Genomic DNA, 20,483 nt, shown 5'->3' on the forward strand with positions numbered 1-20,483 from the left:
GCCTCCCCCCGGGGCGGGCGCACAGTGTTCAGCCGCCTTTCGAGCTGAGTCGTTTCTGACGTCATCCGCTGGACGCCAGGCCGGCCACAGGCGGCGGCGCGGGACAGCGGGGTGAGTCGTTTTCGACATCAGCTCGAAAGGCGCCCAACAGCGGTGACGTCCCCCGACGGGCCAGCCGGTTCAACGGTCTCCTCGCGGGTAGCAGTCCCATGGACGGCACCGAGGAGGGGACATTCAGGCATGAAGGCACTGACCTGGCACGGCAAGCGTGACGTCCGCGTCGAAAACGTCCCGGACCCCCGGATCGAGGAGCCGACCGACGCCATCGTCCGGATCACCTCAACCGCCATCTGCGGCTCCGACCTGCACCTGTACGAGGTGCTCGCGCCGTACCTGAAGCCCGGCGACATCCTCGGGCACGAGCCGATGGGGATCGTCGAGGAGGTCGGCCCGGGGGTGACCCGGCTCAAGCCCGGCGACCGGGTCGTCGTGCCGTTCAACATCTCCTGCGGGTCGTGTTGGATGTGCGAGCGGCAGCTCTACGCCCAGTGCGAGACCACCCAGGTGACCAGCGAGGGCAAGGGCGCCGCCCTGTTCGGCTACACCTCGCTCTACGGTGCGGTCCCCGGCGGCCAGGCCGAGTACCTGCGCGTCCCGCAGGCCCAGTTCGGCCCGATCAAGATCCCGGAGAGCGGCCCCGACGAGCGGTGGCTGTACCTCTCCGACATCCTGCCCACCGCCTGGCAGGCGGTGAAGTACGCGGACACCCCACCCGGCGGCACCCTGGCCGTCTTCGGCCTCGGGCCGGTCGGGCAGTTCTGCGCCCGGATCGGCCGGCACCTGGGCGCCGGCCGGGTGATCGGCTTGGACCTGGTCCCCGAGCGGCTGGAACTGGCCCGCCGGCACGGCATCGAGGTGCTCGACGTCAGCGAACTGGACGACGTGCCCGGCGCGCTGATCGACCTGGTGGACGGGCGCGGCCCGGACGCGGTGATCGACGCGGTCGGCATGGAGGCGCACGGCGCCCCGCTCGGCAAGTTCACCCAGGCCGCCGCCGGGCTGCTGCCGGACAAGCTGGCCCAGCCGATGATCGACAAGGCGGGCGTGGACCGCCTCGTCGTGCTGCACGCCGCGCTCAAGGCGGTCCGGCGCGGCGGCACCGTCTCGATCTCCGGCGTCTACGGCGGCGAGCAGGACCCGATGCCGCTGATGGAGATGTTCGACCGGGGGGTCCAGCTGCGCATGGGGCAGTGCCACGTGAAGCGTTGGGTGGACGAGATCATCCCGCTGCTCGCCGGCGACGACGACCCGCTCGGCGTGGAGGACCTGCGTACCCACCGGCTGCCGCTGGACCAGGCGCCGCAGGCGTACGAGATGTTCCAGAAGAAGGAGGACGGCTGCATCAAGGTCGTGCTCGCGCCGTGAGCCGGACGGTGGTGGTCACCGGCGCGACCAGCGGGATCGGCCGGGCGGCGGCCCGGCGGTTCGCCGGCCGCGGGGACCGCCTGGTCCTCGCCGCCCGCTCCCCCGCCACCCTCGCCGAGGTGAGCGACGAGTGCCGCGCCGCCGGCGCGCGGGTGCTGGCCGTACCCGTGGACGTCACCGCGCCCGGCGCGGTGGCCGGGCTGGCCGAGGCGGCCGAGGCGGAGTTCGGCGGCATCGACGTCTGGCTGCACACCGCCGCGGTGATGGCCTACGGCCGCTTCGACGAGGTGCCCGCCGCGGTCTTCGAACAGGTTGTCCGCACCGACCTGCTGGCCGCGGCGGAGGTGGCCCGGGTGGCGCTGCGCCGGTTCCGGGCCGCCTCGGCGGGCACGCTGATCCTCACCGGCTCGGTGCTCGGGCACATCACGGCGCCCTACATGAGCGGCTACGTGGCGGCCAAGTGGGGTCTGCAGGGGCTGGCCCGGACGTTGCAGCAGGAGGCCCGGGAGACTCCGGGGGTGCGGGTCTGCCTGGTCAACCCGGGCAGCGTGGACACCCCGGTCTACCGGCAGGCGGCCAACTACCTGGGCCGGATCGGCCGCCCGCCGCCCCCGATCACCAGCCCGGAGCGGGTGGCCCGGGCGATCGTCCACTGCACCGACCATCCCCGCCGCGAGGTGTCCGTGGGCCGGCTCAACGTGATCATGCGGTTCGGTTTCACCGTCCTGCCCGGCCTCTACGACGTCCTGGTCGGGCCGCTGATGCGGACCGCCGGGCTGAGCCGGCGGCCGGTCGGGCCGCACGAGGGCGTCGTGTTCACCCCGAACCCGGCCGGCGAGGCGGTCCGGGGCGGCTGGCTGCCCGACCTGTCCCGGACGGTCCGGACGCTGCGCGGGGCGACGGCGACCGCGGGCTCGGCGGTGCTGCGCCGGCTGCGCTGAGCGCCGGCTGTGGTCTTCGACACGGCCCACCACCGCCCGTCCCGGATACCTGCTCGTCGGGGCCCCGGCGGCAGGCCGACGTTGCGGGCGAGGTGGTTACCGGATGGCTACCGTGTACTGCGGGACACGGCGGAGGGACGGAGCATGGGCGCAGCGGAGGAACGGGCCGTCGAGCGGGCACTCGGCAGGCGGATGTGGCGGATGACGAGGCTGGCCGCGGTGGCCGGCCTGGCCTGGGCGGCCCGGGACGTCCCGGCCCAGCTCGGTGGCCGGCTCACCGGCGCGCGGGCGGAACGCGCCGCCCGCTCCCCCCAGTACCGCGACGGCACCTTCCACAACGCGGCCAGCACCCGGACCATGGTCGCCGACCCGGGCCGCAACCTGCTCAAGGAGCTGATCTTCGGCAAGCAGAAGCGGCGGCCCACCGCGTCCGTCCCGCTGCTGCGCCCGACCGACCCGGCCCCGACCGACACCGAGCGGGAGCTGGCCGTCGTCTGGTACGGACACGCGTCAACGCTGATCGAGATCGAGGGGCACCGGGTGCTGCTCGATCCGGTGTGGAGCGACCGGTGCTCCCCGTCCAACCTCGTCGGCCCGCGCCGCATCCACCAGCCGCCGGTACGCCTCGACGAGCTGCCCCGCCTCGACGCCATCCTCATTTCGCACGACCATTACGACCACCTCGACATGGACACGGTCCGGGGGCTCCTCGCGCACCAGTCCGCGCCGTTCCTGGTCCCGCTCGGCGTCGGCGCCCACCTCGACCGGTGGGGCGTGCCGGAGGAGCGGATCGTCGAGCTGGACTGGGCGGAGAGCCACCGGGTCGGCGGGCTGACCCTCACCGCCACCGCCGCCCAGCACTTCTCCGGACGCGGGCTGCGCCGGGACGGGACGCTGTGGAGCTCCTGGGTGGTGGCCGGCGCGCACCGGAAGGTCTTCTACACCGGCGACTCCGGCTACTTCGACGGTTACGCGGCCATCGGCGCCGAGCACGGCCCGTTCGACGTCACGCTGATGCAGATCGGCGCGTACGACCGGGCCTGGCCGAGCATCCACATGTTCCCCGAGGAAGCCGTCGCCGCCCACCTCGACCTGCGCGGCGGGCTGTTCCTGCCGGTGCACTGGGCCACCTTCAACCTGGCGCTGCACGACTGGGCCGAACCGGTGAACCGCCTCTGGACCGAGGCGAAGGCCCGCGACGTCCGGCTGGCGGTGCCCCGCCCCGGCGAGCGGGTGGTGGTGGACGACCCGCCGCCGGTGGACGGCTGGTGGCAGGGGGTCGCCTGACGATCCTTTGGCGTTTGATCCCGTCTCATGCCTGTCTGTCTGGTAAACCGGTGTGATGTGCCACCCCTGCGGGACGATCGCCACGAGGAGCACCATGCTGAACGGTCGACTGGTCGGGCTCCGCCCGACCAGAACAGAGGACCTCGATTTTCTGGCGGACCTGGCCAACCTGGACCAGGTCCGGCACAACGTGGGCGGCTGGCACTGGCCGGTGGCGCGTGAGACGCAACCGGAGTGGCTGCGCCGCTCCCAGGCGGACCAGACGGTCCAGCGGCTGACGGTCGCCGACCCCGTGACGGATGAGCCATGGGGGCTGACCGGCCTCTGGGAGATTGACTGGCACAACCGCTCAGCGCTGACCGCGATCAAACTGATGCCGGGCGCCGCACCGCGGGGTGCGGGCAGTGACGCGATCATGCTGGTGATGGCCTGGAGCTTCTACGACGTCGGTCTGCGCCGGCTGCACGGTTCAATCCTGCCGTTCAACACAGCGAGCCTCGGCGCGTATGTGCGCAACTGCGGCTGGCGGGTGGAGGGCCGGGACCGGGAGGCCGTCTTCCGCCGCGGGGAGTGGCACGACCTCCTGCGGGTCGGCATCCTGCGCGCCGACTTCGACGCCCTCACCGCGGCGGAGGAATACGTCGAGCGGGTCTGCGGGCCGGCCACCAGCACGATCCCCGGTCAGTCCGGACCGGGCGTCCGGCTGGCCGTCGCGCCTGACGGGCTCGAGGGTGCCGGGGCGATCACCGGGGCCGGTACGGCCAGGGTGGACTGACCGGGCCGAGGTCACGTCGGGGCATCCTTCACCCGCCCCGACGTGACCCGCCGAATCAACCCGGCACGCGGAACCCTCGGCCGACCTTGCGGCCCAGATGACCACCCTCGACCATGCGCAGCAACAGCGGCGGCGGCGCGTACAAGGGCTCCTTGAACTCCTCATAGAGGGCGTTCGCGATCGCGGTGAGGGTGTCCAGGCCGATCAGGTCGGACAGCGCCAGCGGTCCCATCGGGTGGTTGCAGCCCAGTTGCATCCCCCGGTCGATCTCCTCGGCCGAGGCGAACCCAGACTCCACCATCCGGATCGCACTGAGCAGGTAGGGAACCAGCAGTGCGTTCACCACGAAACCGGCTCGATCCCGGGCCCGGATCGTCTGCTTGCCCAGCGTCTGCGTGACGAAATCCTCGATCTGACTGATGGTCCGCTCGGCGGTGAGGAAGGTGCCCACCAGTTCGACCAGGGGCATGGCACCAACCGGATTGAAGAAGTGCAGCCCCAGCACCCGCTCCGGCCGGCCGGTGAGCCGTGCCAACCGCATGATCGGGATCGACGACGTGTTCGACGCCAGGATCGCATCCGTACCGGACAGCACCTTGTCCAGAGTTTGGAAGACCTCCACCTTGACCGACTCGCGTTCGGTGACCGCCTCGATCACCAACTGCCGATCCGCCAAGGTCTCCAGGTCGGCGCCGAACCGCACCCGCTCAACTATCCGGTCACGTTCGTCGGAGGTGAGCCGGCCCTTGCGGAGCCGGCGTTCCAGCGAATCCCGCAGCCGGTTCCGGGCCGTACCGATGGACAACGGGCTCGACGTCACCACTCGTACGTCGAGGCCGGCGCGGGCGCAGGCCTCCGCGATTCCGGTGCCCATCACGCCACCGCCGACCACACCCACTCGTCGGATCGTGTTCATCGTCGCCTCTCGAATTAGTCTGTCGCCACGGGTAGGTCCTCGGAGGACGGCACGGCCGGTGCGGTCCATCTGAGCAGGCAGGCGCCGATCGCCATGCCACCCCCGAAGCCCGCCAGCAGAACGAGTTCACCCGGCCGCAGGTGACCGTTGCGGTGCGCCTCGTCCAAGGTCACCGCGACCGAGGCACTGCCGACGTTGCCGTAACGCTCCAACGTCCGGTGGGTGCGCGCGGCGGTCAGATCGGTGGCCTTCACCAGTTCGTCCAGCATCACGCCGTTGGCCTGATGCGGCACAAAGTGTTGCACGTCGTACGGCGTCATGCCGTTGCGCAGCAGGAGGTTCCGCAGCGCCGGGGGCACCTCCCGCGCCACGAAGTCGCGGACCTCCCGGCCCCGCATGCGGAAGTAGTGGCCGCCCGACTCGACCGTCTGGTGTGAGGCCGGCTGCCGTGACCCCCCGGCCTCGATCCAGATGAGGTTCCGGGCATCCCCCTGCGCCCGTAGTTCGAAGTCGAGGATCCCGGCGTCGGCACCCGAGGTCAGGATGGCCGCGCCGGCGCCGTCACCGAAGAGCACCGAGGTCGTGCGATCCGTGAAGTCGAGTATCCGCGAGTACAGGTCCGCCGCGACGACGAGGGCCCGCGTGCCCGGGCGAATGGCGAGCAGCCCGCAGGCGACCGTCATGGCGTAGACGAACCCGCTACAGACGACGTTGAGATCCATGGCCGCCGCGTTGCGGGCGCCGATCAGCCGCTGGACGGCGTGGGCGGTCGGCGGCTGAGGCGAGTCCCCGGTGGACGTCGCCACGATGATGTGGTCGAGCCGACCGGCGTCCATCCCGGCCTGCGCAAGTGCCCGCTCGGCAGCCCGGGCAGCCAGGTCGGAGGTCGCCTCGTCCGGCCCGGCGAACCGTCGGGAGCGGATGTGCGTCTTACGCTCAATCCACTCCGCGTCCACGCCGACCCGCCGCGCCACCTCGTCGTTGGAGACCTCTCGAGCCGGCACGTACGACCCGGTGGCCAGCACGGAGACGGCCGGTCTGTCCATGATCATGCCTCTCCTCGATGTCCGAAGCCGCCTGCGGCCAGCGACCGCCGCCCATAATACGGACAGAGGTGACAAAGAGGAGCAAATAAGACAAGACTGGTTGAGTCAGAGCACGAAGGCGTCCGTCCAGAGCGCGCCGGAGCGGCCGGACAGGGCGTCCAGCATCGCCACCGCCTGACCGTCGGTGAGCTGCGCGACGAAGTCGACGATCGCCCGCCCCCGGGCCCGGCCGATCCGGTCCGGCGTACGCGGGTGCAGCTCGGCCTCGGCCAGCTCGACCAGGTCGTGCAGCCGGCGGGGCAGCCGCGACTCCTCCTCGGGGTCCAGCAGCCACTCCCAGAGCGCCTCCACCAGGGTGCCCAGCAGCCGGGCCTGGCCGCGCTGGTGCAGGGCGAGATCGGGGCGGGCCAGCACGAACCGGTGGTGGACGAACTTGAGCACCTGCACCTCGTGCCACTGCGGCCGGGCCAGCAGCACGTACCCGGAGCGGACGTCCGGGTCCGGGGTGACCGCGATGGCGTCGACGAAGCGGGTGGACCAGCGGGCGGAGAACCGGGCCACGTACTGCTCCGCCTCGATGGAGCCGTCGAAGGGCAGCGCCAGCAGCCCCTCCACCAGTTCCTCGCGGACGTGCTCGACGGCGGCGGCGAACGCCTCGTCGTCGGCGATCCAGGCGTCCTTGCGGTGCAGTTGGCGGCGCAGCCGCTCGATGGCGGCCCCGGGCCGGCGGCCGGCGGCGGTCAGCGCCGAGGAGGTGATCGACCGGAAGTGGCCGCACTCCCGCTGCCAGGCCATCAGCTCGGCCGCCACCGCGCCCTGCTGGAGCACCCCGACCCGGTAGAAGTCCTCCACGTCGTGGATGGCGTACGCGATGTCGTCGGCGGTGTCCATGATGGACGCCTCCGGCGTCTGCTGCCAGTCGGGGATCCGCCCGGCGAACGGCTCCCGGGCCTGCCGCAGGTCGTCCACCTCGGTCCGGTACGCGCCGAACTTCACCGAGCCGCTCTCCGGGTCGTCCGGTGGGGCGGCGGCGCCGCGCGGTGCCGGGTCCAGGTGCCGGGGGTGCGGATCCGGATGGTCGAGCCGGGTCCACGGGTACTTCAGCATCGCCGCCCGGACCGCCGCGGTCAGGTCCAGGCCGGTGGTGGCCGCGCCGCGGATCTCGGTGCTGGTGACAATCCGGTACGACTGCGCGTTGCCCTCGAAGCCGTCGGGCAGCCCGAGCCGCTGCCGGGCCAGCCGGTCCAGCACCCGCTCCCCCAGGTGCCCGAAGGGCGGGTGGCCGAGGTCGTGGGCGAGGGCGGCCGCCTCCACCACGTCCGGGTCGCAGCCGCCCAGCTTCTCCAGCAGCTCCCGGTGCGCCGGGTCGGCGGTCAGCCGCTCGGCGATCGCCCGCGCCACCTGGGCGACCTTGAGGCTGTGGGTGAGCCGGTTGTGCACCAGCAGGCCCGAGCCGCCCGGGCTGATCACCTGGGTCACCCCGTTCAGCCGGGCGAAGAACGGCGACGCGACGATGCGGTCCCGGTCGGCCCGGAACGGGCTGGCGGCCAGGTCGCCCAACGCACGGGCGCTGCCGCCGAAGAGCCGCCGGGCGCGCGGATCCGCAGGTGCCTCCATGATCGCCACGCTAGCGCAGCCGACCGGCCGGCAGCGACGGGTCCGCCACCCGGCGGGTGCGGCGTGCGCCGTCGGGGGCGGGCGGCACAATGCAGGGCGGAACCCACCCGAGAAGGCGGATCAAGATCGTGACCCAGTCTGTTCATCAGCGGATCGCCGAGGAGCTCGGCGTCGCCGAGCGCCAGGTGCGGGCGGCCGTGGAGCTGCTCGACGGCGGCGCCACCGTGCCGTTCATCGCCCGCTACCGCAAGGAGGCCACCGGCCTGCTCGACGACGCGCAGCTGCGCACCGTCGAGGAGCGGCTGCGCTACCTGCGCGAGCTGGACGAGCGACGCGCCGCCGTGCTGGAGTCCATCCGCAGCCAGGGCAAGCTCGACGAGGCCCTGGAAGCGCAGATCATGGCCGCCGACTCGAAGTCCCGGCTGGAGGACATCTACCTCCCGTACAAGCCGAAGCGGCGGACCCGGGCCCAGATCGCCCGCGAGGCCGGGCTGGAGCCCCTCGCGGACACGCTGCTGGCCGACCCGACGCAGGACCCTCGCGGCACAGCCGCCGGCTTCGTGGAGGCCGACAAGGGGGTGGCCGACGCCGCCGCCGCGCTGGAGGGCGCCCGGGCCATCCTCATCGAGCGCTTCGGCGAGGACGCCGACCTGATCGGCACGCTGCGGGAGCAGATGTGGTCGCGGGGCCGGCTCGTCTCCCGGGTACGCGAGGGCCAGGAGAGCGCCGGCGCCAAGTTCGCCGACTACTTCGACTTCGCCGAGCCGTACCCGAAGCTGCCCTCGCACCGGATCCTGGCCATGTTCCGGGGCGAGAAGGAGGGCGTGCTCGACCTGACGATGGACCCGGAGGCCGAGGGCGACGCCGACGCCGTGGTCACCGGCCCGAGCCGCTACGAGGCGGCGATCGCCGGCCGGTTCGGGATCAGCGACCACGGCCGCCCGGCTGACCGGTGGCTGGCCGACACGGTGCGCTGGGCCTGGCGTACCCGGATCCTCATCCACCTCGGCGCGGACCTGCGGATGCGGCTCTGGCAGGCGGCCGAGGAGGAGGCCGTCCGGGTCTTCGCCACCAACCTGCGGGACCTGCTGCTCGCCGCGCCCGCCGGCGCCCGGCCCACCATGGGGCTGGACCCGGGGCTGCGCACCGGCGTGAAGGTGGCGGTGGTCGACGCCACCGGCAAGGTGGTCGCCACCGACACCATCTACCCGCACGAGCCGCGCCGGCAGTGGGACGCCTCCCTCGCCACCCTGGCCATGCTCGCCGCGGCGCACGGCGTGGAGCTGGTGGCGATCGGCAACGGCACCGCCAGCCGGGAGACCGACAAGCTCGCCGGCGACCTGATCAAGCGGCACCCGGAGCTGAAGCTGACCAAGGTGGTGGTCTCCGAGGCCGGCGCGTCGGTCTACTCCGCCTCCGCGTACGCCTCGCAGGAGCTGCCCGGGCTGGACGTGTCGCTGCGCGGCGCGGTCTCCATCGCCCGCCGCCTCCAGGACCCGCTCGCCGAGCTGGTGAAGATCGACCCGCGGTCGATCGGCGTCGGGCAGTACCAGCACGATCTGTCCGAGGTGAAGCTGTCCCGCTCGCTCGACGCGGTGGTCGAGGACTGCGTCAACGCGGTCGGCGTGGACGTCAACACCGCCTCCGCGCCGCTGCTCACCCGGGTCTCCGGCATCGGCGCCGGGCTGGCGGAGAACATCGTGCTGCACCGGGACGCCAACGGGCCGTTCCGCACCCGGACGGACCTGAAGAAGGTGCCCCGGCTCGGGCCGAAGGCGTTCGAGCAGTGCGCCGGCTTCCTGCGCATCCCCGGTGGCGACGACCCGCTCGACTCCTCCAGCGTGCACCCCGAGGCGTACCCGGTGGTGCGGCGGATCCTGGCCCACACCGGCCAGGACGTGCGCGCGCTGATCGGGAAGTCCGCCATATTGCGCGGGCTGAAGGCGACCGACTTCGTCGACGACACGTTCGGCCTGCCCACTGTCACCGACATCCTGGCCGAGCTGGAAAAGCCCGGCCGGGACCCGCGCCCCGAGTTCCGGACGGCGACGTTCGTCGAGGGCGTGGAGAAGATCAGCGACCTGCAGCCCGGGATGATCCTGGAGGGTGTGGTCACCAACGTGGCCGCGTTCGGAGCGTTCGTCGACGTCGGTGTGCACCAGGACGGGCTGGTGCACGTCTCCGCGATGTCGCACACCTTCGTGAAGGACCCGCGCGACGTGGTGAAGTCCGGCGACGTGGTACGGGTCCGGGTGCTGGACGTGGACGTGCCGCGCAAGCGGATCTCGCTGACCCTGCGCCTGGACGACGAGGCCCCGGCCGGTGGGGGCCGCCCCCAGGGCGACGGCCGCCGCGAACGTGGTGGCCAGGCCGGCGGCGGCCAGGGCGGCGACCGGACCGGCTCGCGAGGCGGCCCGCAGCAGCGCCAGGGCCGCCCCGCCGGCGCACCGGCCCCGGCCAACAGCGCCATGGCCGACGCTCTCCGCCGCGCCGGCCTGGCCTGAGTTCGCCGCACCCTGTCGGCCCGAGGCCCGACAGGGTGCGGCGGTGGGGGCGCGTACCCTCGCGGGGGTGGGTGGGGAGAACGACGGGGCGGGATGGCGGGAGCGGCAGGCGCACGCGGTGCGGGCACACGCGGCGGCCGACGCCCGGCAGCGGGCCGCCGAGGAGGCGGAGGCCGCGGCGCTGGTACGGCGGTTCGCCGCCGAGGCGACCCGGCGGGGCCTGCGCACCGAGCGGTTGAGGGCGGCGGCCTACGACGGGCGGAGCCGCTACCGGACGCACCTCACCGGCTGGTACCTGGACCGGGCCCGGAGCCGGGCGGTGGATCCGGAGGGACGCTTCTACCTGTTGACCGTGCCGGCCAGCCTCCGGTTACGGCTGTTCGGCGCCCGACCCGAGCCGTCGGCGCCGCCGCTGGTCGTCGGCCGGGGTGGGCGCGACGGCGAGTCCCTGCCGCTGGCGACCCTGCTCAGCCTGCGGCTCGAGGCGGGCGACGACTGGCGCTGACCCGCGGCGCCGCGCGCTCGGCCCGCGGCCGCGGCACGATCCCGCCGTTGCGCCGCTCCACCCGTCGCCACCAGCACAACTGCACGACCAGGGTGAGCAGGCCGGCCAGCACGATCGCGGCCAGGTTGATCACCAACTGGAGGGCGGAGCCCGCCGCCTCGGGCCAGACCCCGTACGCCGTCGCGACCGCCACGTTCGCCGCCGCCGGCACGGTGGTCACCGAGATCAGCACCCCCACCAGGGAGCCGGACTTCTTCGAGGTGAGCGAGAGCATGCCGGCGACCCCGGCCAGGATGCCCACCACCCAGGAGAGCGCGTCCGGACGCCAGATGAAGTCGGTCAGCGGCCGGTCGGCCAGCAGCATGTCCCGGCCGACCAGGCCGGTGGCCGTCAACGCCCAGGTGCTCAGCACGGTGACGCCCATGGCGACGAGGAAACCGACCGTGAGGGCCTTGAGCGAGCGGCCGATGATCTCGGGCTGCCGGCGCAGCAGGGCGACGCAGAGCGCGGCGAGCGGGCCGAACTCGGGACCGACCACCATCGCGCCGACGATCAGGATCGGCTGGTCCAGCAGCACCCCGATGCCGGCGATCATGGTGGCCACGATGATCAGCGCCAGGAAGGTGCCGGTGAGCACCGTCTGCTCGCCGGTCTTCGCGGCGATCTCGTCCCAGACCACGGCGTCCTCGCCGTGGCCGGGCGCGTCCTCGGCGGCCTGGTCGGCGGCGGCCGAGAGGGTCAACTCCACGTCGTCGACGGCGATCGCCCCGTGCGCTTCGACGCTCAACTCCTGGAGCTGGCGCAGCACCCCGTCCGCGCTCTCCCGTCACAGGTGAGGTAGTCACCGGCCGGCTGGCGGGCGACCCCGGGCAGGACCACGAGATGGGTCACCCCGGGGTCCGCCGCGAGCAGGTCGGCGACGGCGGATGACTGATCCGCCGGCGCGATCACCCTCAGATGCAGCATCGCCAGCTCCGTACGTCCAGGGCGGCCCAGCGCCGCAGGCCGCAGCACTGTACCGGGCGGGACCGGGGACCGGCAGAGGCGACGGAAACCCACCAGAAACGCGAAACGTCATCTTTGTCCGTTTCTAGGCACCACTGTCGTCGACCTGCGTCGTTGACCTTCGGGAAAGCGAGGGGCGGGCCGAGTGCCCACCGACATCCGGGGGCCAGGCATGGCGGTACGCGAACAGGACACCGGCGGATGGCCGGCCGCGACGGACGGCGGGCGAGTGCTGCTCTCCCCACCGGACATCGGGCCGCTCGAGGAGTCGTACCTACTCAACGCCCTGCGCTCCGGCTGGGTCGCCCCGGTCGGCCCGGACCTCGACGCGTTCGAGCGGGAGGTCGCCGCCCGGGTGGGCCGGGAGCACGCCGTGGCTCTCGCCTCCGGCACCGCCGGGCTGCACCTGGCGCTGGTCGCCCTCGGCACACTGCCCGGTGACGTCGTGGTGGTGCCAACGCTGACCTTCGTCGCCACCGCCAACGCCGCCGTCTACGCCGGCGCCGAGCCGGTCTTCGTCGACTGCACGCCGGAGACCGGCAACCTCGACCCGGACCTGCTCGACCGGACGCTGGACGAACTGCGCCGGGCCGGCCGGCGGGTGGCCGCGGTGCTGCCGGTGGACATGTTCGGCTCCTGCGCCGACTACGCCCGCATCCTGCCGCTCTGCGCGGCTGCCGGGGTTCCCGTGGTGGAGGACGCCGCGGAGGCGCTCGGCGCCGTCCGTAACGGACGGGCGGCCGGCTCCTTCGGCCGGGCCGCGGTGCTGTCCTTCAACGGCAACAAGATCATCACCACCTCGGGCGGCGGGATGTTAGTCTCCGACGACGCCGACCTGGTCGCCCGCTGCCGTTACCTGGCCACCCAGGCCCGGCAGCCGGTGGTCCACTACGAGCACACCGACACCGGGTACAACTACCGGCTCAGTAACCTGCTCGCCGCGCTCGGTCGGGCTCAGCTGCGCCGGCTGGACGGCATGCTGGCCCGGCGGCGCGCCCACCGGGAGCGGTACGCCAAGCTCTTCGCCGCCACCCCCGGCGTCCGCCTGCTCGCCGACCACGACTCGGGCGCCAACTGCTGGCTGACCAGCATCGTGGTGGACCCGGAGCACGCCGGCTGGCGCGCCGCAGACCTGGCCCGGCACCTCGCCGTCCGCAACATCGAAACCCGACCGGTGTGGAAGCCGATGCACCTGCAACCGGTCTTCAGCGGCGCGCACGCGGTGCTCTCCGGGGCCGCCGAGCGGCTCTTCGCCGACGGCCTGACCCTGCCCAGCGGTTCGGGGATGACCGAGCACCAGGCGGACCGGGTGGCGGCCGCGATCGCCGACTTCCTCGACCGCCGATGACCCTGCCCCATTCGAAAACCCAGGTGCGGTGATGAAGCTCGAGATCTGGAACGCCCGCGACGCTCGGGACGAGGCGCGGTGGCGGGCGGCACACGACGCGTGGGCCGAGCGGGAGGTGTGTGCGCACCCCGGCTACGTGCGGCTGTTCGCCCGCGAGCGGGAGGAGCCGCTGGCCGCGTACGCCCGCACCCGCAACGGTTTCATCCTCTACCCGTTCCTGCTGCGCCCGATCGACGCCCCGCACCTGGCGGCCAGCGGACCGCCGGCCTACGACATCGCCAGCCCGTACGGCGGTAGCGGTGGGCCCTTTCAGGAGGGCGTGGACGAGGTCGAGGCCAAGGCCTTCTGGCTGGCCTTCGACGAGTTCTGCCGCTCGCGACGGGTGGTCAGCGAGTTCTGCCGGCTGCACATCTACCCGGAGCAACTCCTTCCCTACCCGGGACAGGTCCAGCCACGGCTGGTGAACGTGGTGCGCGACCTCGACACCCCGCCCGAACAGATGTGGCGAGAGTTCGCCCACAAGGTCCGCAAGAACGTGAACCGGGCCCGCCGCGAGGGGGTGACGGTGGAGGTCGACGAGGCGGGCGCGGCACTCGACGACTTCCTGCGCATCTACTACGCCACGATGCACCGCCGCAGCGCCGGGGAGTCCTACCACTTCCCGCGGGAGTTCTTCCGGACACTGCTGCGCGATCTGCCCGGCCAGGCGGTCTTCTTTCACGCCCGCCACGAGGGCCGCATCGTCTCGACCGAACTGGTCCTGGTGTCCGGCAGGAACATGTACTCGTTCCTGGGCGGCACGGATGAAGAGGCGTTCGACCTGCGCCCGAACGACCTGGTCAAGTTCGAGATCTTCCACTGGGGGCGGCAGCAGGGCCGGTCCCGCTTCATCCTCGGCGGTGGCTATGCCCCGGACGACGGCATCTTCCGCTACAAGCGGGCCTTCGCTCCGGACAACCTGGTCACCTACCACACGGGAGTCCGCGTCCTCGACCGCGAGCGGTACGACGCACTGACCCGGGCACACCTCGCCGAGGCGTACCGGCGCGACCCCGAGTGGACTGCCGGCGCGGACTTCTTCCCGCAGTACCGGCACCCCCTCCCGACGGGCACGCAGAAGCCATCAACCGGACCAGCTCGGCCGACGTAATCGGATAAATAGCCTAAATCCTTTATATACCGCGCAAAAACTGCTAAAACGAAAGCACCGCGTGCGCGGTGCACAGCAGGCATTGCACGCCGCTCGGCGGCGGGAATGGAGCGAGTGGTGGGATCGGCCAGAAGCGCCAAGAGGATCATGGACATCGTCGGCGCCGCATCCCTGCTGGTGCTGTTCAGCCCCATCATCGCGGTGATCGCGGTGGCGATCCTGGTGACCGACGGACGACCGGTGCTGTTCCGCCAGGTACGGCCGGGTCGGCACGGCGAGCCCTTCACCCTCGTCAAGTTCCGGACCATGCGGGACCCACACCCCGGTGAGGAGCCCTGGACCACCGACGACGTGCGCACCACCCGCCTGGGGCGCTTCCTGCGCCGCACCAGCCTGGACGAACTGCCCGAGCTCGCCCTGGTGCTCACCGGCCGGATGAGCCTGGTCGGCCCGCGCCCGCTCGTGATGGAGTACCTGCCGCGGTACAGTGCGCACCACGCCCGCCGGCACGAGGTGCGGCCCGGCATCACCGGCCTCACCCAGGTCAGCGGCCGCCGGTCGCTCACCTTCGGACAGCGGCTCGACCTGGACGTGGAGTACATCGACACCTGGTCGCTCAGGCTCGACCTCGCGATCCTGCTGCGTACCCTGGCCGAGCCGTTCCGGCGGGGTGAGATCAGAGGCCAGACGCTGGCGGAGGTGGACGACGTCGGACTGGTCCCACCCGTGCTGGAGCGCGTTCCGTGACGGTGCCCGACCGGTGGGAGCAGGGCTCGTCCTTCCCCGCCATTCTCCCCGCCGAGGGGCAGGCGTGCCGTTTCCCGGCGGCACACCAGCTGTACGGCTCCGGCCGCCAGGCGCTCCGGGCGCTCCTCGCTCTCGGCCGCCGGGAGTACGGCTGGCGACTGCTGCACGTGCCGGCCTTCTACTGCCCGGAGGTGGTGGAGAGCGTCGCCGACCTGCTGCCGGTGCGACGGTACGACGCGGGCCCCTTCGGTCCGCAGGCCACCCCGGCAGCGGACACCGGCGAGGCGGTGGTGACCGTTTCCTACTTCGGGGAAGCGCCGATCGTGCCGACCAGCGGCAAGGCGCAGGTGATCGTCGACGTGACGCACGACCCGATCGCGGACTGGCCGACCGAGACGCCGGTGGACTTCGTCTTCGCGTCTCTCCGCAAGACCCTGCCGCTGCCCGACGGCGGCGTGGTCTGGTCGCCGCGCGGCCTTCCGCTTCCGCCCGCGGCGCCACCCGGCGTGGACCACCTCGCCACCGCCGGCCGGGCCCTCACCGCCATGGTCCTCAAGCGCGCCTACCTGGACGGCGCCGACGTCGACAAGACGGGCTACCTGGACCTGTTCGCCGCGGCGGAGGCCGGGCTGCGGTCCCCCACGGTCAGCGGCATCTCGGACTACTCGCGGCAGGCGCTGCACGTCCTGCCCGCGGCGGAACTACGCCGCCGGCGGATCGCCAACGCGAACCACCTGTGCGACCGGCTGCGCGGCCTCCCCGGGATCACGGTGCACGCCCGCACCTTCGGCCTGGTGCTGGAGTTCGACAGCGCAGCCCAGCGGGACGCGACACGGCAGGGACTGATCGAGCGCCGCGTGTACCCCGCAGTGCTGTGGACGCTTCCACCCGAGGTGACCCCGCCAAGGCAGCTCGACCTGTCCCGGCGGCTGCTCTTTCTGCACACCGACATCCGGTGGAGCGACGCGGACCTCGACCGGGTCGACGAGACGATCCGGCAGCTGGCGTCTCGCTCGATCACCGAAGACCGCGTGCTCCACCAGCCCGTGCCGGGTAACGGGGTAGCCGTAGCGGCTACCTGAGCACGCCGGCGATGATCTCGGCAATGCGTTCGCCGGCCCTGCCGTCCCACAAAGGCGGGGTGCACCACGTGGCGGGCCGCCCGACGGCCAGAACGCTGGACAGAGCCTCCGCGAGCGCTTGCGGCGTGACAAGACGGTTGGTGCCGTGCGTGATGGTGATCGGCCGTTCCGTGTTGGGCCGCAGTGTCAGGCATGGCACCCCGAGCATCGTCGTCTCCTCCTGCACCCCACCGGAGTCGGTGACGACAGCCACGGCGCCGCGGACGAGGCTGACGAACTCGATGTAGCCCAGCGGCTCGACCACGCGCAGCGCGCGATGCGACAGCAGGCCCGCGTTCTCGAGGTGACGTCGCCCGCGGGGGTGCAGCGGCAGGATGACCGGAATCTCGTCGGCAACGGAGTGCATGGCCTTGACCAGGTCGATTGCACCGGCGGGATCGTCGACATTGGCCGGTCGGTGCAGGGTCGCCACGACGTAACGGGCGGGAAGCGTGAGGGCGGCACGGATGCCGGCGATGTCGAAGCGGTCGAGATTGCCCAGGAGCGTGTCGATCATGGGATTGCCGACGAGGTGGATTCTGTCCGCGGAAATTCCCTCGTTTCCGAGGTGCACTGCAGCGTCGGGGCTCGTGGCGAACAGCACGTCGGACACCCGGTCGACGATGACGCGGTTGACCTCCTCCGGCATTGATCGGTCGAAGCTGCGCAGACCAGCTTCCACGTGCGCCACCGGGATCTCCAACTTCGCCCCGACAAGCGCCGCGGCGAGCGCGGAGTTGACGTCGCCGTAGACGACCACGAGCTCCGGCCGGTCCGCGGTCATCAAATCCTCCAAGCCGGTCATGATGTCCGCGGTCTGTCTCGCGTGGCTCCCCGAACCCACGCCGAGATTGACGTCGGGCTCCGGCAGGCCCAACTGTCGGAAGAAGACCTCCGACATCCGCTCGTCATAATGTTGCCCCGTGTGGACCAGGCGCTGCCGGACACCGTGCCGATCGAGCGCACGGATCACCGGCGCCGCCTTGGGAAAGTTCGGACGTGCGCCCGCGACGTGCAGGACAGCGGCTGCTGACATGTGTCTCCTCCCGGAGTGAGCGTTGACCGGTGGGCATCACGCCCAGGTCGGACAGGTACGACCCTTCAGCGGCGCCGATCCGGTCGGCAACGCGTCGCACCCGGATCTTCGAGCAGCGAGGCGAGGAGTTCCCCCAGGGCGCGGGCCATGGCCGTACGAGACTGGTTCTGCTGAATCCACCGTCGGCCCGATGCGCCCATCTTCGCCAACTCATCGGGGCTCGCCTGAGCCAACTGGCCGAGACCGTGGGCCAGATTCCCCGGGGCGACCACGTGCCCGGCGGCGGCCGCCATGACGAGATCACCGACGACACCGGGACTGTTGGTGACGACAGGCAGGCCGGCGGCCAGGTAGTCGAACACCTTGTTGGGGCTGACCCCGACGCGGAACAGTTCGACGTCGGCGAGTACGTGGACGCCGATGTCCGCCGCATGGAGGAGGTCCGGGATCTCGGTCTTCGGCACCGGATCCAGGAAGCGCACATTGCGGATGTCGCGCGCCGCTGCCTGCAGTCGCGCCTTCTCCACACCGGAACCGACGAGCACCACGTCGAGGTCAGGTACCGCCCTGGCCGCGTCCAGCAACAGGTCCAGACCGTTCGCGGGGCCGTGCGCTCCAGCGTAGACGGCGGTGCGGCGGGTGAACCCGTACCGTCGCCGCAGCTCGTCGCGCTCGGCTCCGGGCGTGAAGTCCTCCGGATCGGCACCGTTGGGGATGAAGACTATCTTTTCCGGCTCAGCACCCTTGCTCTCGATCGCGGCCCGCACACCGGGCGCCATGATGACCACCCGCTGGGCGCGCCGGTACAGGAACCGCTCCAAGCGCTCCAGCGCCCGGTACATCAGGGATGCTTCGGTAAGCCTCCCCATGTCGACGAGCACACGCGGCCACAGGTCCCGGACCTCGAGAACGAACGGCACGCGCCTGGCCGCCGCCACGAACCAGCCGGACAGACCGGCCAGCAGGTGGGGCGAGGACGCGTACACCACATCGGGGCGGGGCTGCCGTAGCCCGGCCACCGTCCCCGTCACGGCGAAGCTGGCCCAGTTGATTACCCGGCCGAGGCCGTTGCCTTGGTACGGCGTCACGGCGACCGGAAGGAACCCCTGCTCGGCCCGCTGCGGCGGCCCGCCCGCTGTGTTGCGGCGCGCGGTAATGATCACGGTCGACCACTCGGGCAGACGGCCGAACAACTCGACGTGCCGGGTACCCCCCGGACAGTCCCGGGGCACGGCGAAATGGTTGAGAACTAGGATTCTGCGTTGCGTCATTGCGGCGCTCCCATCCGGTGGGCTGCTCCAGACTCGATGTGGGAACGAGGCACGCGGCGAGCCCGGCCCCGAGCCCGAAAGGCGAATAGTGGTGTTGTATCAGCCGCCAGCTGCGGTTACGCGGTCTTTCAAAATACTCAGCGCAGGTCGAACAGCAGTAAAGCTTGTTTCACCTCGGCAAGAGCCGTTTCAAACCATGACCGCCTGCCGGGCGAGCATCATCGGTTGGACGCGGCACCAGGAAAATAGCGACGGAGCGAGAAGCTCTTCGACATGCATCCTGACGAATGAGCCGGTCACCGCCGGTGGCCCATGGCTCCGGCTCCGGCTGCCACGGCACCGAATTGACGGGACGTAGGTCGAACGTGCCGTGCCGGGCGGGGCCGCAACGCCACATTGAGAACCAGCGCCGCCCCGACCACTGCAGCCAAGACGTTCGAGTAGTGGATGATACTGATCGTGCTGGACCAGAGGATGATGCTGTAGCAGCCGGCAAGGACCGCCGCCGCTGTCGCGGACCGGTGCCACATCACGGCCCGATAGGCCGCGCCGGCCGCCGCACCGAAGAGGAAAAGCACCAGTACTCCCCCAGCTCGACCGAAGTCGATTAGCACGCCTCGAAACATGGTGTAGATATTGGTCTTGCTGCCCCTCTCGTCCACGACGACGAACTCGTCGTAGGTACGAAAGTCCCTGCGGCTCTGGCCGGTCAGCAACGAGACGCCGGCGACTGACGCAGTGCCCAGCCCGAGTTGCTTCTCGTCCGCCCACTCCCGCTGTTCCAACCACTGAGAGAAGGCCGGCTGATAGCCGAGCGCGTAAACCGCCACTCGACTGCGGACCATAGACGCCGTGCTGGCGTCGAATGTGCCGATCCGAAGGAATGCCATGAAGGTGAACAGGGCGGTCACCGCGAGCATCGCTCCGGCAGTGCCGGCGACGGCACGGGCGGTGATCCGGGGGGGCCGCCCGTCCCTCATGATGCGCATCGCGACATACCCGCTGAACCAGAGAAAGACACCGGAGACCATGCCAGCCCGGGCGGTGGTCGTAAATCCATAGATCACCAACGACGCCAACGGCGCGAGCATCCAGGCACGCTGGAATCGAACGCGTGCGAGCGCAAGGAACGGAGCACACAGCGCCGCGCAGTACGTGATCGACAGCAGCGCCGAAACCCAACGCTGGCTGCCGCTCGCACTTGCCGCCAAAAGGTTGTCGTACCGGCCCACGGCAACCTGATGGGATGCGTCGAGCAACTCCTCAATCGACAGAAGATTGTCGATGGAGATGCCGTTCGTCCGAACAGACAGGAAGCCCGCAGCCAGCCCGGACACGGTGCCGGCAGCGATCGTCCAGAGCAGACCTCCCTGTCTCGCACTCGGTGCCGAGTTGGACGTTCGAACCACTGGGCCGGGGAACGGTGGTCGCGTGTAGGTCAGAACGAGCGACCCCAGACCGAACGCGGCCACGCCCACCGCGATGTAGATGAGTGCCCGGTAGGTCGTTTCGCGACCATAGAACGCGGCGGAGAGAGCGGAGGCGATCATCCAGTATCCCGCGAACATCGCGCCTGGCTGAAACCAGTGACCGGCGCAGGACCGGACGATCAACGCCAGGGAGGCGAAGACGGCAAGCGAGAATAGCAACATGTGAGGCTCCCAGGTGGCGGACCAGCACGTCGCCAATCCGCCGTAACTGCAACGGGCCGGAGCCGCTCCGGTTACGGAGTCGACCCGGAATTGCGCCCGACGCGATCGCGGCGCGACTTCTGGACAATCAGGTAGCG

17 protein-coding genes are annotated in these 20,483 nt (G+C 71.3%); 10 read left to right on the plus strand and 7 right to left on the minus strand.

Annotation, left to right across the window (positions count from 1 at the left end; genetic code table 11):
* The first annotated feature begins 240 nt into the window (after positions 1 to 240).
* From EFE23_RS06645 to EFE23_RS06660, 4 genes are all read left to right on the plus strand, one after another.
* Positions 241 to 1,425 (plus strand): zinc-dependent alcohol dehydrogenase, encoded by a 1,185-nt coding sequence (locus EFE23_RS06645; RefSeq protein WP_123240005.1) that lies wholly within the window; start codon positions 241 to 243, stop codon positions 1,423 to 1,425.
* A complete protein-coding gene (locus tag EFE23_RS06650) occupies positions 1,422 to 2,366 on the plus strand; it encodes an SDR family NAD(P)-dependent oxidoreductase (RefSeq protein WP_123240006.1) in 945 nt (314 codons plus the stop codon). The genes EFE23_RS06645 and EFE23_RS06650 overlap by 4 nt, the downstream gene beginning before the upstream one ends.
* Before the next feature lie 144 nt (positions 2,367 to 2,510).
* Positions 2,511 to 3,653, plus strand: coding sequence for an MBL fold metallo-hydrolase (locus tag EFE23_RS06655; RefSeq protein WP_123240007.1), 1,143 nt, complete (start codon positions 2,511 to 2,513; stop codon positions 3,651 to 3,653).
* 94 nt (positions 3,654 to 3,747) lie between these two features.
* Complete coding sequence (locus EFE23_RS06660) at positions 3,748 to 4,428, plus strand: GNAT family N-acetyltransferase (RefSeq protein WP_158675839.1); 681 nt, start codon at positions 3,748 to 3,750, stop codon at positions 4,426 to 4,428.
* Positions 4,429 to 4,483: 55 nt separating this feature from the next.
* On the opposite strand, the gene EFE23_RS06665 is transcribed toward EFE23_RS06660, so the two are convergent.
* The 3 genes from EFE23_RS06665 to EFE23_RS06675 form a co-directional block, all read right to left on the minus strand.
* On the minus strand, positions 4,484 to 5,413 hold the full coding sequence (locus EFE23_RS06665) for a 3-hydroxybutyryl-CoA dehydrogenase (protein ID WP_439650831.1): 930 nt from the start codon (positions 5,411 to 5,413) through the stop codon (positions 4,484 to 4,486).
* Positions 5,359 to 6,396, minus strand: coding sequence for a 3-oxoacyl-ACP synthase III family protein (locus tag EFE23_RS06670; protein ID WP_233600895.1), 1,038 nt, complete (start codon positions 6,394 to 6,396; stop codon positions 5,359 to 5,361). The genes EFE23_RS06665 and EFE23_RS06670 overlap by 55 nt, the downstream gene beginning before the upstream one ends.
* 99 nt (positions 6,397 to 6,495) lie before the next feature.
* Entirely contained in the window at positions 6,496 to 8,007 is a 1,512-nt protein-coding gene (locus EFE23_RS06675; RefSeq protein WP_123240026.1) for a deoxyguanosinetriphosphate triphosphohydrolase family protein, read from the minus strand.
* Between the two features lie 89 nt (positions 8,008 to 8,096).
* Between EFE23_RS06675 and EFE23_RS06680 the strand changes: the two genes are divergently transcribed.
* Both EFE23_RS06680 and EFE23_RS06685 read left to right on the plus strand, forming a co-directional pair.
* Entirely contained in the window at positions 8,097 to 10,511 is a 2,415-nt protein-coding gene (locus EFE23_RS06680; protein WP_123240010.1) for a Tex family protein, read from the plus strand.
* Between the two features lie 67 nt (positions 10,512 to 10,578).
* Positions 10,579 to 11,016, plus strand: coding sequence for a hypothetical protein (locus EFE23_RS06685; RefSeq protein WP_199736948.1), 438 nt, complete (start codon positions 10,579 to 10,581; stop codon positions 11,014 to 11,016).
* On the opposite strand, the gene EFE23_RS06690 is transcribed toward EFE23_RS06685, so the two are convergent.
* Positions 10,979 to 11,824, minus strand: coding sequence for a DUF389 domain-containing protein (locus EFE23_RS06690; RefSeq protein ID WP_233600896.1), 846 nt, complete (start codon positions 11,822 to 11,824; stop codon positions 10,979 to 10,981). The genes EFE23_RS06685 and EFE23_RS06690 overlap by 38 nt on opposite strands.
* Before the next feature lie 369 nt (positions 11,825 to 12,193).
* On the opposite strand from EFE23_RS06690, the gene EFE23_RS06695 reads away from it, so the two are divergent.
* The 4 genes from EFE23_RS06695 to EFE23_RS06710 all read left to right on the plus strand — a co-directional run bounded on the left by EFE23_RS06695 (position 12,194) and on the right by EFE23_RS06710 (position 16,348).
* The gene (locus EFE23_RS06695) at positions 12,194 to 13,369 is read left to right on the plus strand and encodes a DegT/DnrJ/EryC1/StrS family aminotransferase (protein ID WP_123240012.1); all 1,176 of its coding nucleotides are present in this window, start codon (positions 12,194 to 12,196) and stop codon (positions 13,367 to 13,369) included.
* Between the two features lie 31 nt (positions 13,370 to 13,400).
* A complete protein-coding gene (locus tag EFE23_RS06700; RefSeq protein ID WP_123240013.1) occupies positions 13,401 to 14,519 on the plus strand; it encodes a lipid II:glycine glycyltransferase FemX in 1,119 nt (372 codons plus the stop codon).
* Positions 14,520 to 14,636: 117 nt separating this feature from the next.
* Positions 14,637 to 15,266 carry a sugar transferase gene (locus tag EFE23_RS06705; protein ID WP_199736949.1) on the plus strand — a complete coding sequence of 210 codons (630 nt, stop codon included), beginning with the start codon at positions 14,637 to 14,639 and terminating at the stop codon, positions 15,264 to 15,266.
* Positions 15,263 to 16,348 (plus strand): aspartate aminotransferase family protein, encoded by a 1,086-nt coding sequence (locus tag EFE23_RS06710; RefSeq protein ID WP_123240015.1) that lies wholly within the window; start codon positions 15,263 to 15,265, stop codon positions 16,346 to 16,348. Before EFE23_RS06705 ends, EFE23_RS06710 begins: the two co-directional genes overlap by 4 nt.
* Here EFE23_RS06710 and wecB read toward each other — a convergent pair.
* The 3 genes from wecB to EFE23_RS06725 form a co-directional block, all read right to left on the minus strand.
* Complete coding sequence (gene wecB, locus EFE23_RS06715) at positions 16,341 to 17,423, minus strand: non-hydrolyzing UDP-N-acetylglucosamine 2-epimerase (protein WP_199736950.1); 1,083 nt, start codon at positions 17,421 to 17,423, stop codon at positions 16,341 to 16,343. The two genes, EFE23_RS06710 and wecB, sit on opposite strands and share 8 nt — an antisense overlap.
* Positions 17,424 to 17,488: 65 nt before the next feature.
* On the minus strand, positions 17,489 to 18,616 hold the full coding sequence (locus EFE23_RS06720) for a glycosyltransferase family 4 protein (RefSeq protein WP_233600897.1): 1,128 nt from the start codon (positions 18,614 to 18,616) through the stop codon (positions 17,489 to 17,491).
* Between the two features lie 374 nt (positions 18,617 to 18,990).
* Positions 18,991 to 20,346: an O-antigen polymerase gene (locus EFE23_RS06725; protein WP_123240017.1), complete on the minus strand. Its 1,356-nt coding sequence runs from the start codon at positions 20,344 to 20,346 to the stop codon at positions 18,991 to 18,993.
* Between the last annotated feature and the right edge of the window lie 137 nt (positions 20,347 to 20,483).

It is taken from the genome of Micromonospora solifontis (assembly GCF_003725545.1).
GTDB lineage: Bacteria > Actinomycetota > Actinomycetes > Mycobacteriales > Micromonosporaceae > Micromonospora > Micromonospora solifontis.

Coding starts and splice junctions, on each gene's coding strand:
- EFE23_RS06645 (WP_123240005.1), top strand. CDS start 241: ATGAAGGCACTGACCTGGCACGGCAAGCGTGACGTCCGCGTCGAAAAC.
- EFE23_RS06655 (WP_123240007.1), top strand. CDS start 2,511: ATGGGCGCAGCGGAGGAACGGGCCGTCGAGCGGGCACTCGGCAGGCGG.
- EFE23_RS06660 (WP_158675839.1), top strand. CDS start 3,748: ATGCTGAACGGTCGACTGGTCGGGCTCCGCCCGACCAGAACAGAGGAC.
- EFE23_RS06665 (WP_439650831.1), bottom strand. CDS start 5,413: ATGGACCGCACCGGCCGTGCCGTCCTCCGAGGACCTACCCGTGGCGAC.
- EFE23_RS06670 (WP_233600895.1), bottom strand. CDS start 6,396: ATGATCATGGACAGACCGGCCGTCTCCGTGCTGGCCACCGGGTCGTAC.
- EFE23_RS06675 (WP_123240026.1), bottom strand. CDS start 8,007: ATGGAGGCACCTGCGGATCCGCGCGCCCGGCGGCTCTTCGGCGGCAGC.
- EFE23_RS06680 (WP_123240010.1), top strand. CDS start 8,097: ATGCAGGGCGGAACCCACCCGAGAAGGCGGATCAAGATCGTGACCCAG.
- EFE23_RS06695 (WP_123240012.1), top strand. CDS start 12,194: ATGGCGGTACGCGAACAGGACACCGGCGGATGGCCGGCCGCGACGGAC.
- EFE23_RS06700 (WP_123240013.1), top strand. CDS start 13,401: ATGAAGCTCGAGATCTGGAACGCCCGCGACGCTCGGGACGAGGCGCGG.
- wecB (WP_199736950.1), bottom strand. CDS start 17,423: ATGTCAGCAGCCGCTGTCCTGCACGTCGCGGGCGCACGTCCGAACTTT.
- EFE23_RS06725 (WP_123240017.1), bottom strand. CDS start 20,346: ATGTTGCTATTCTCGCTTGCCGTCTTCGCCTCCCTGGCGTTGATCGTC.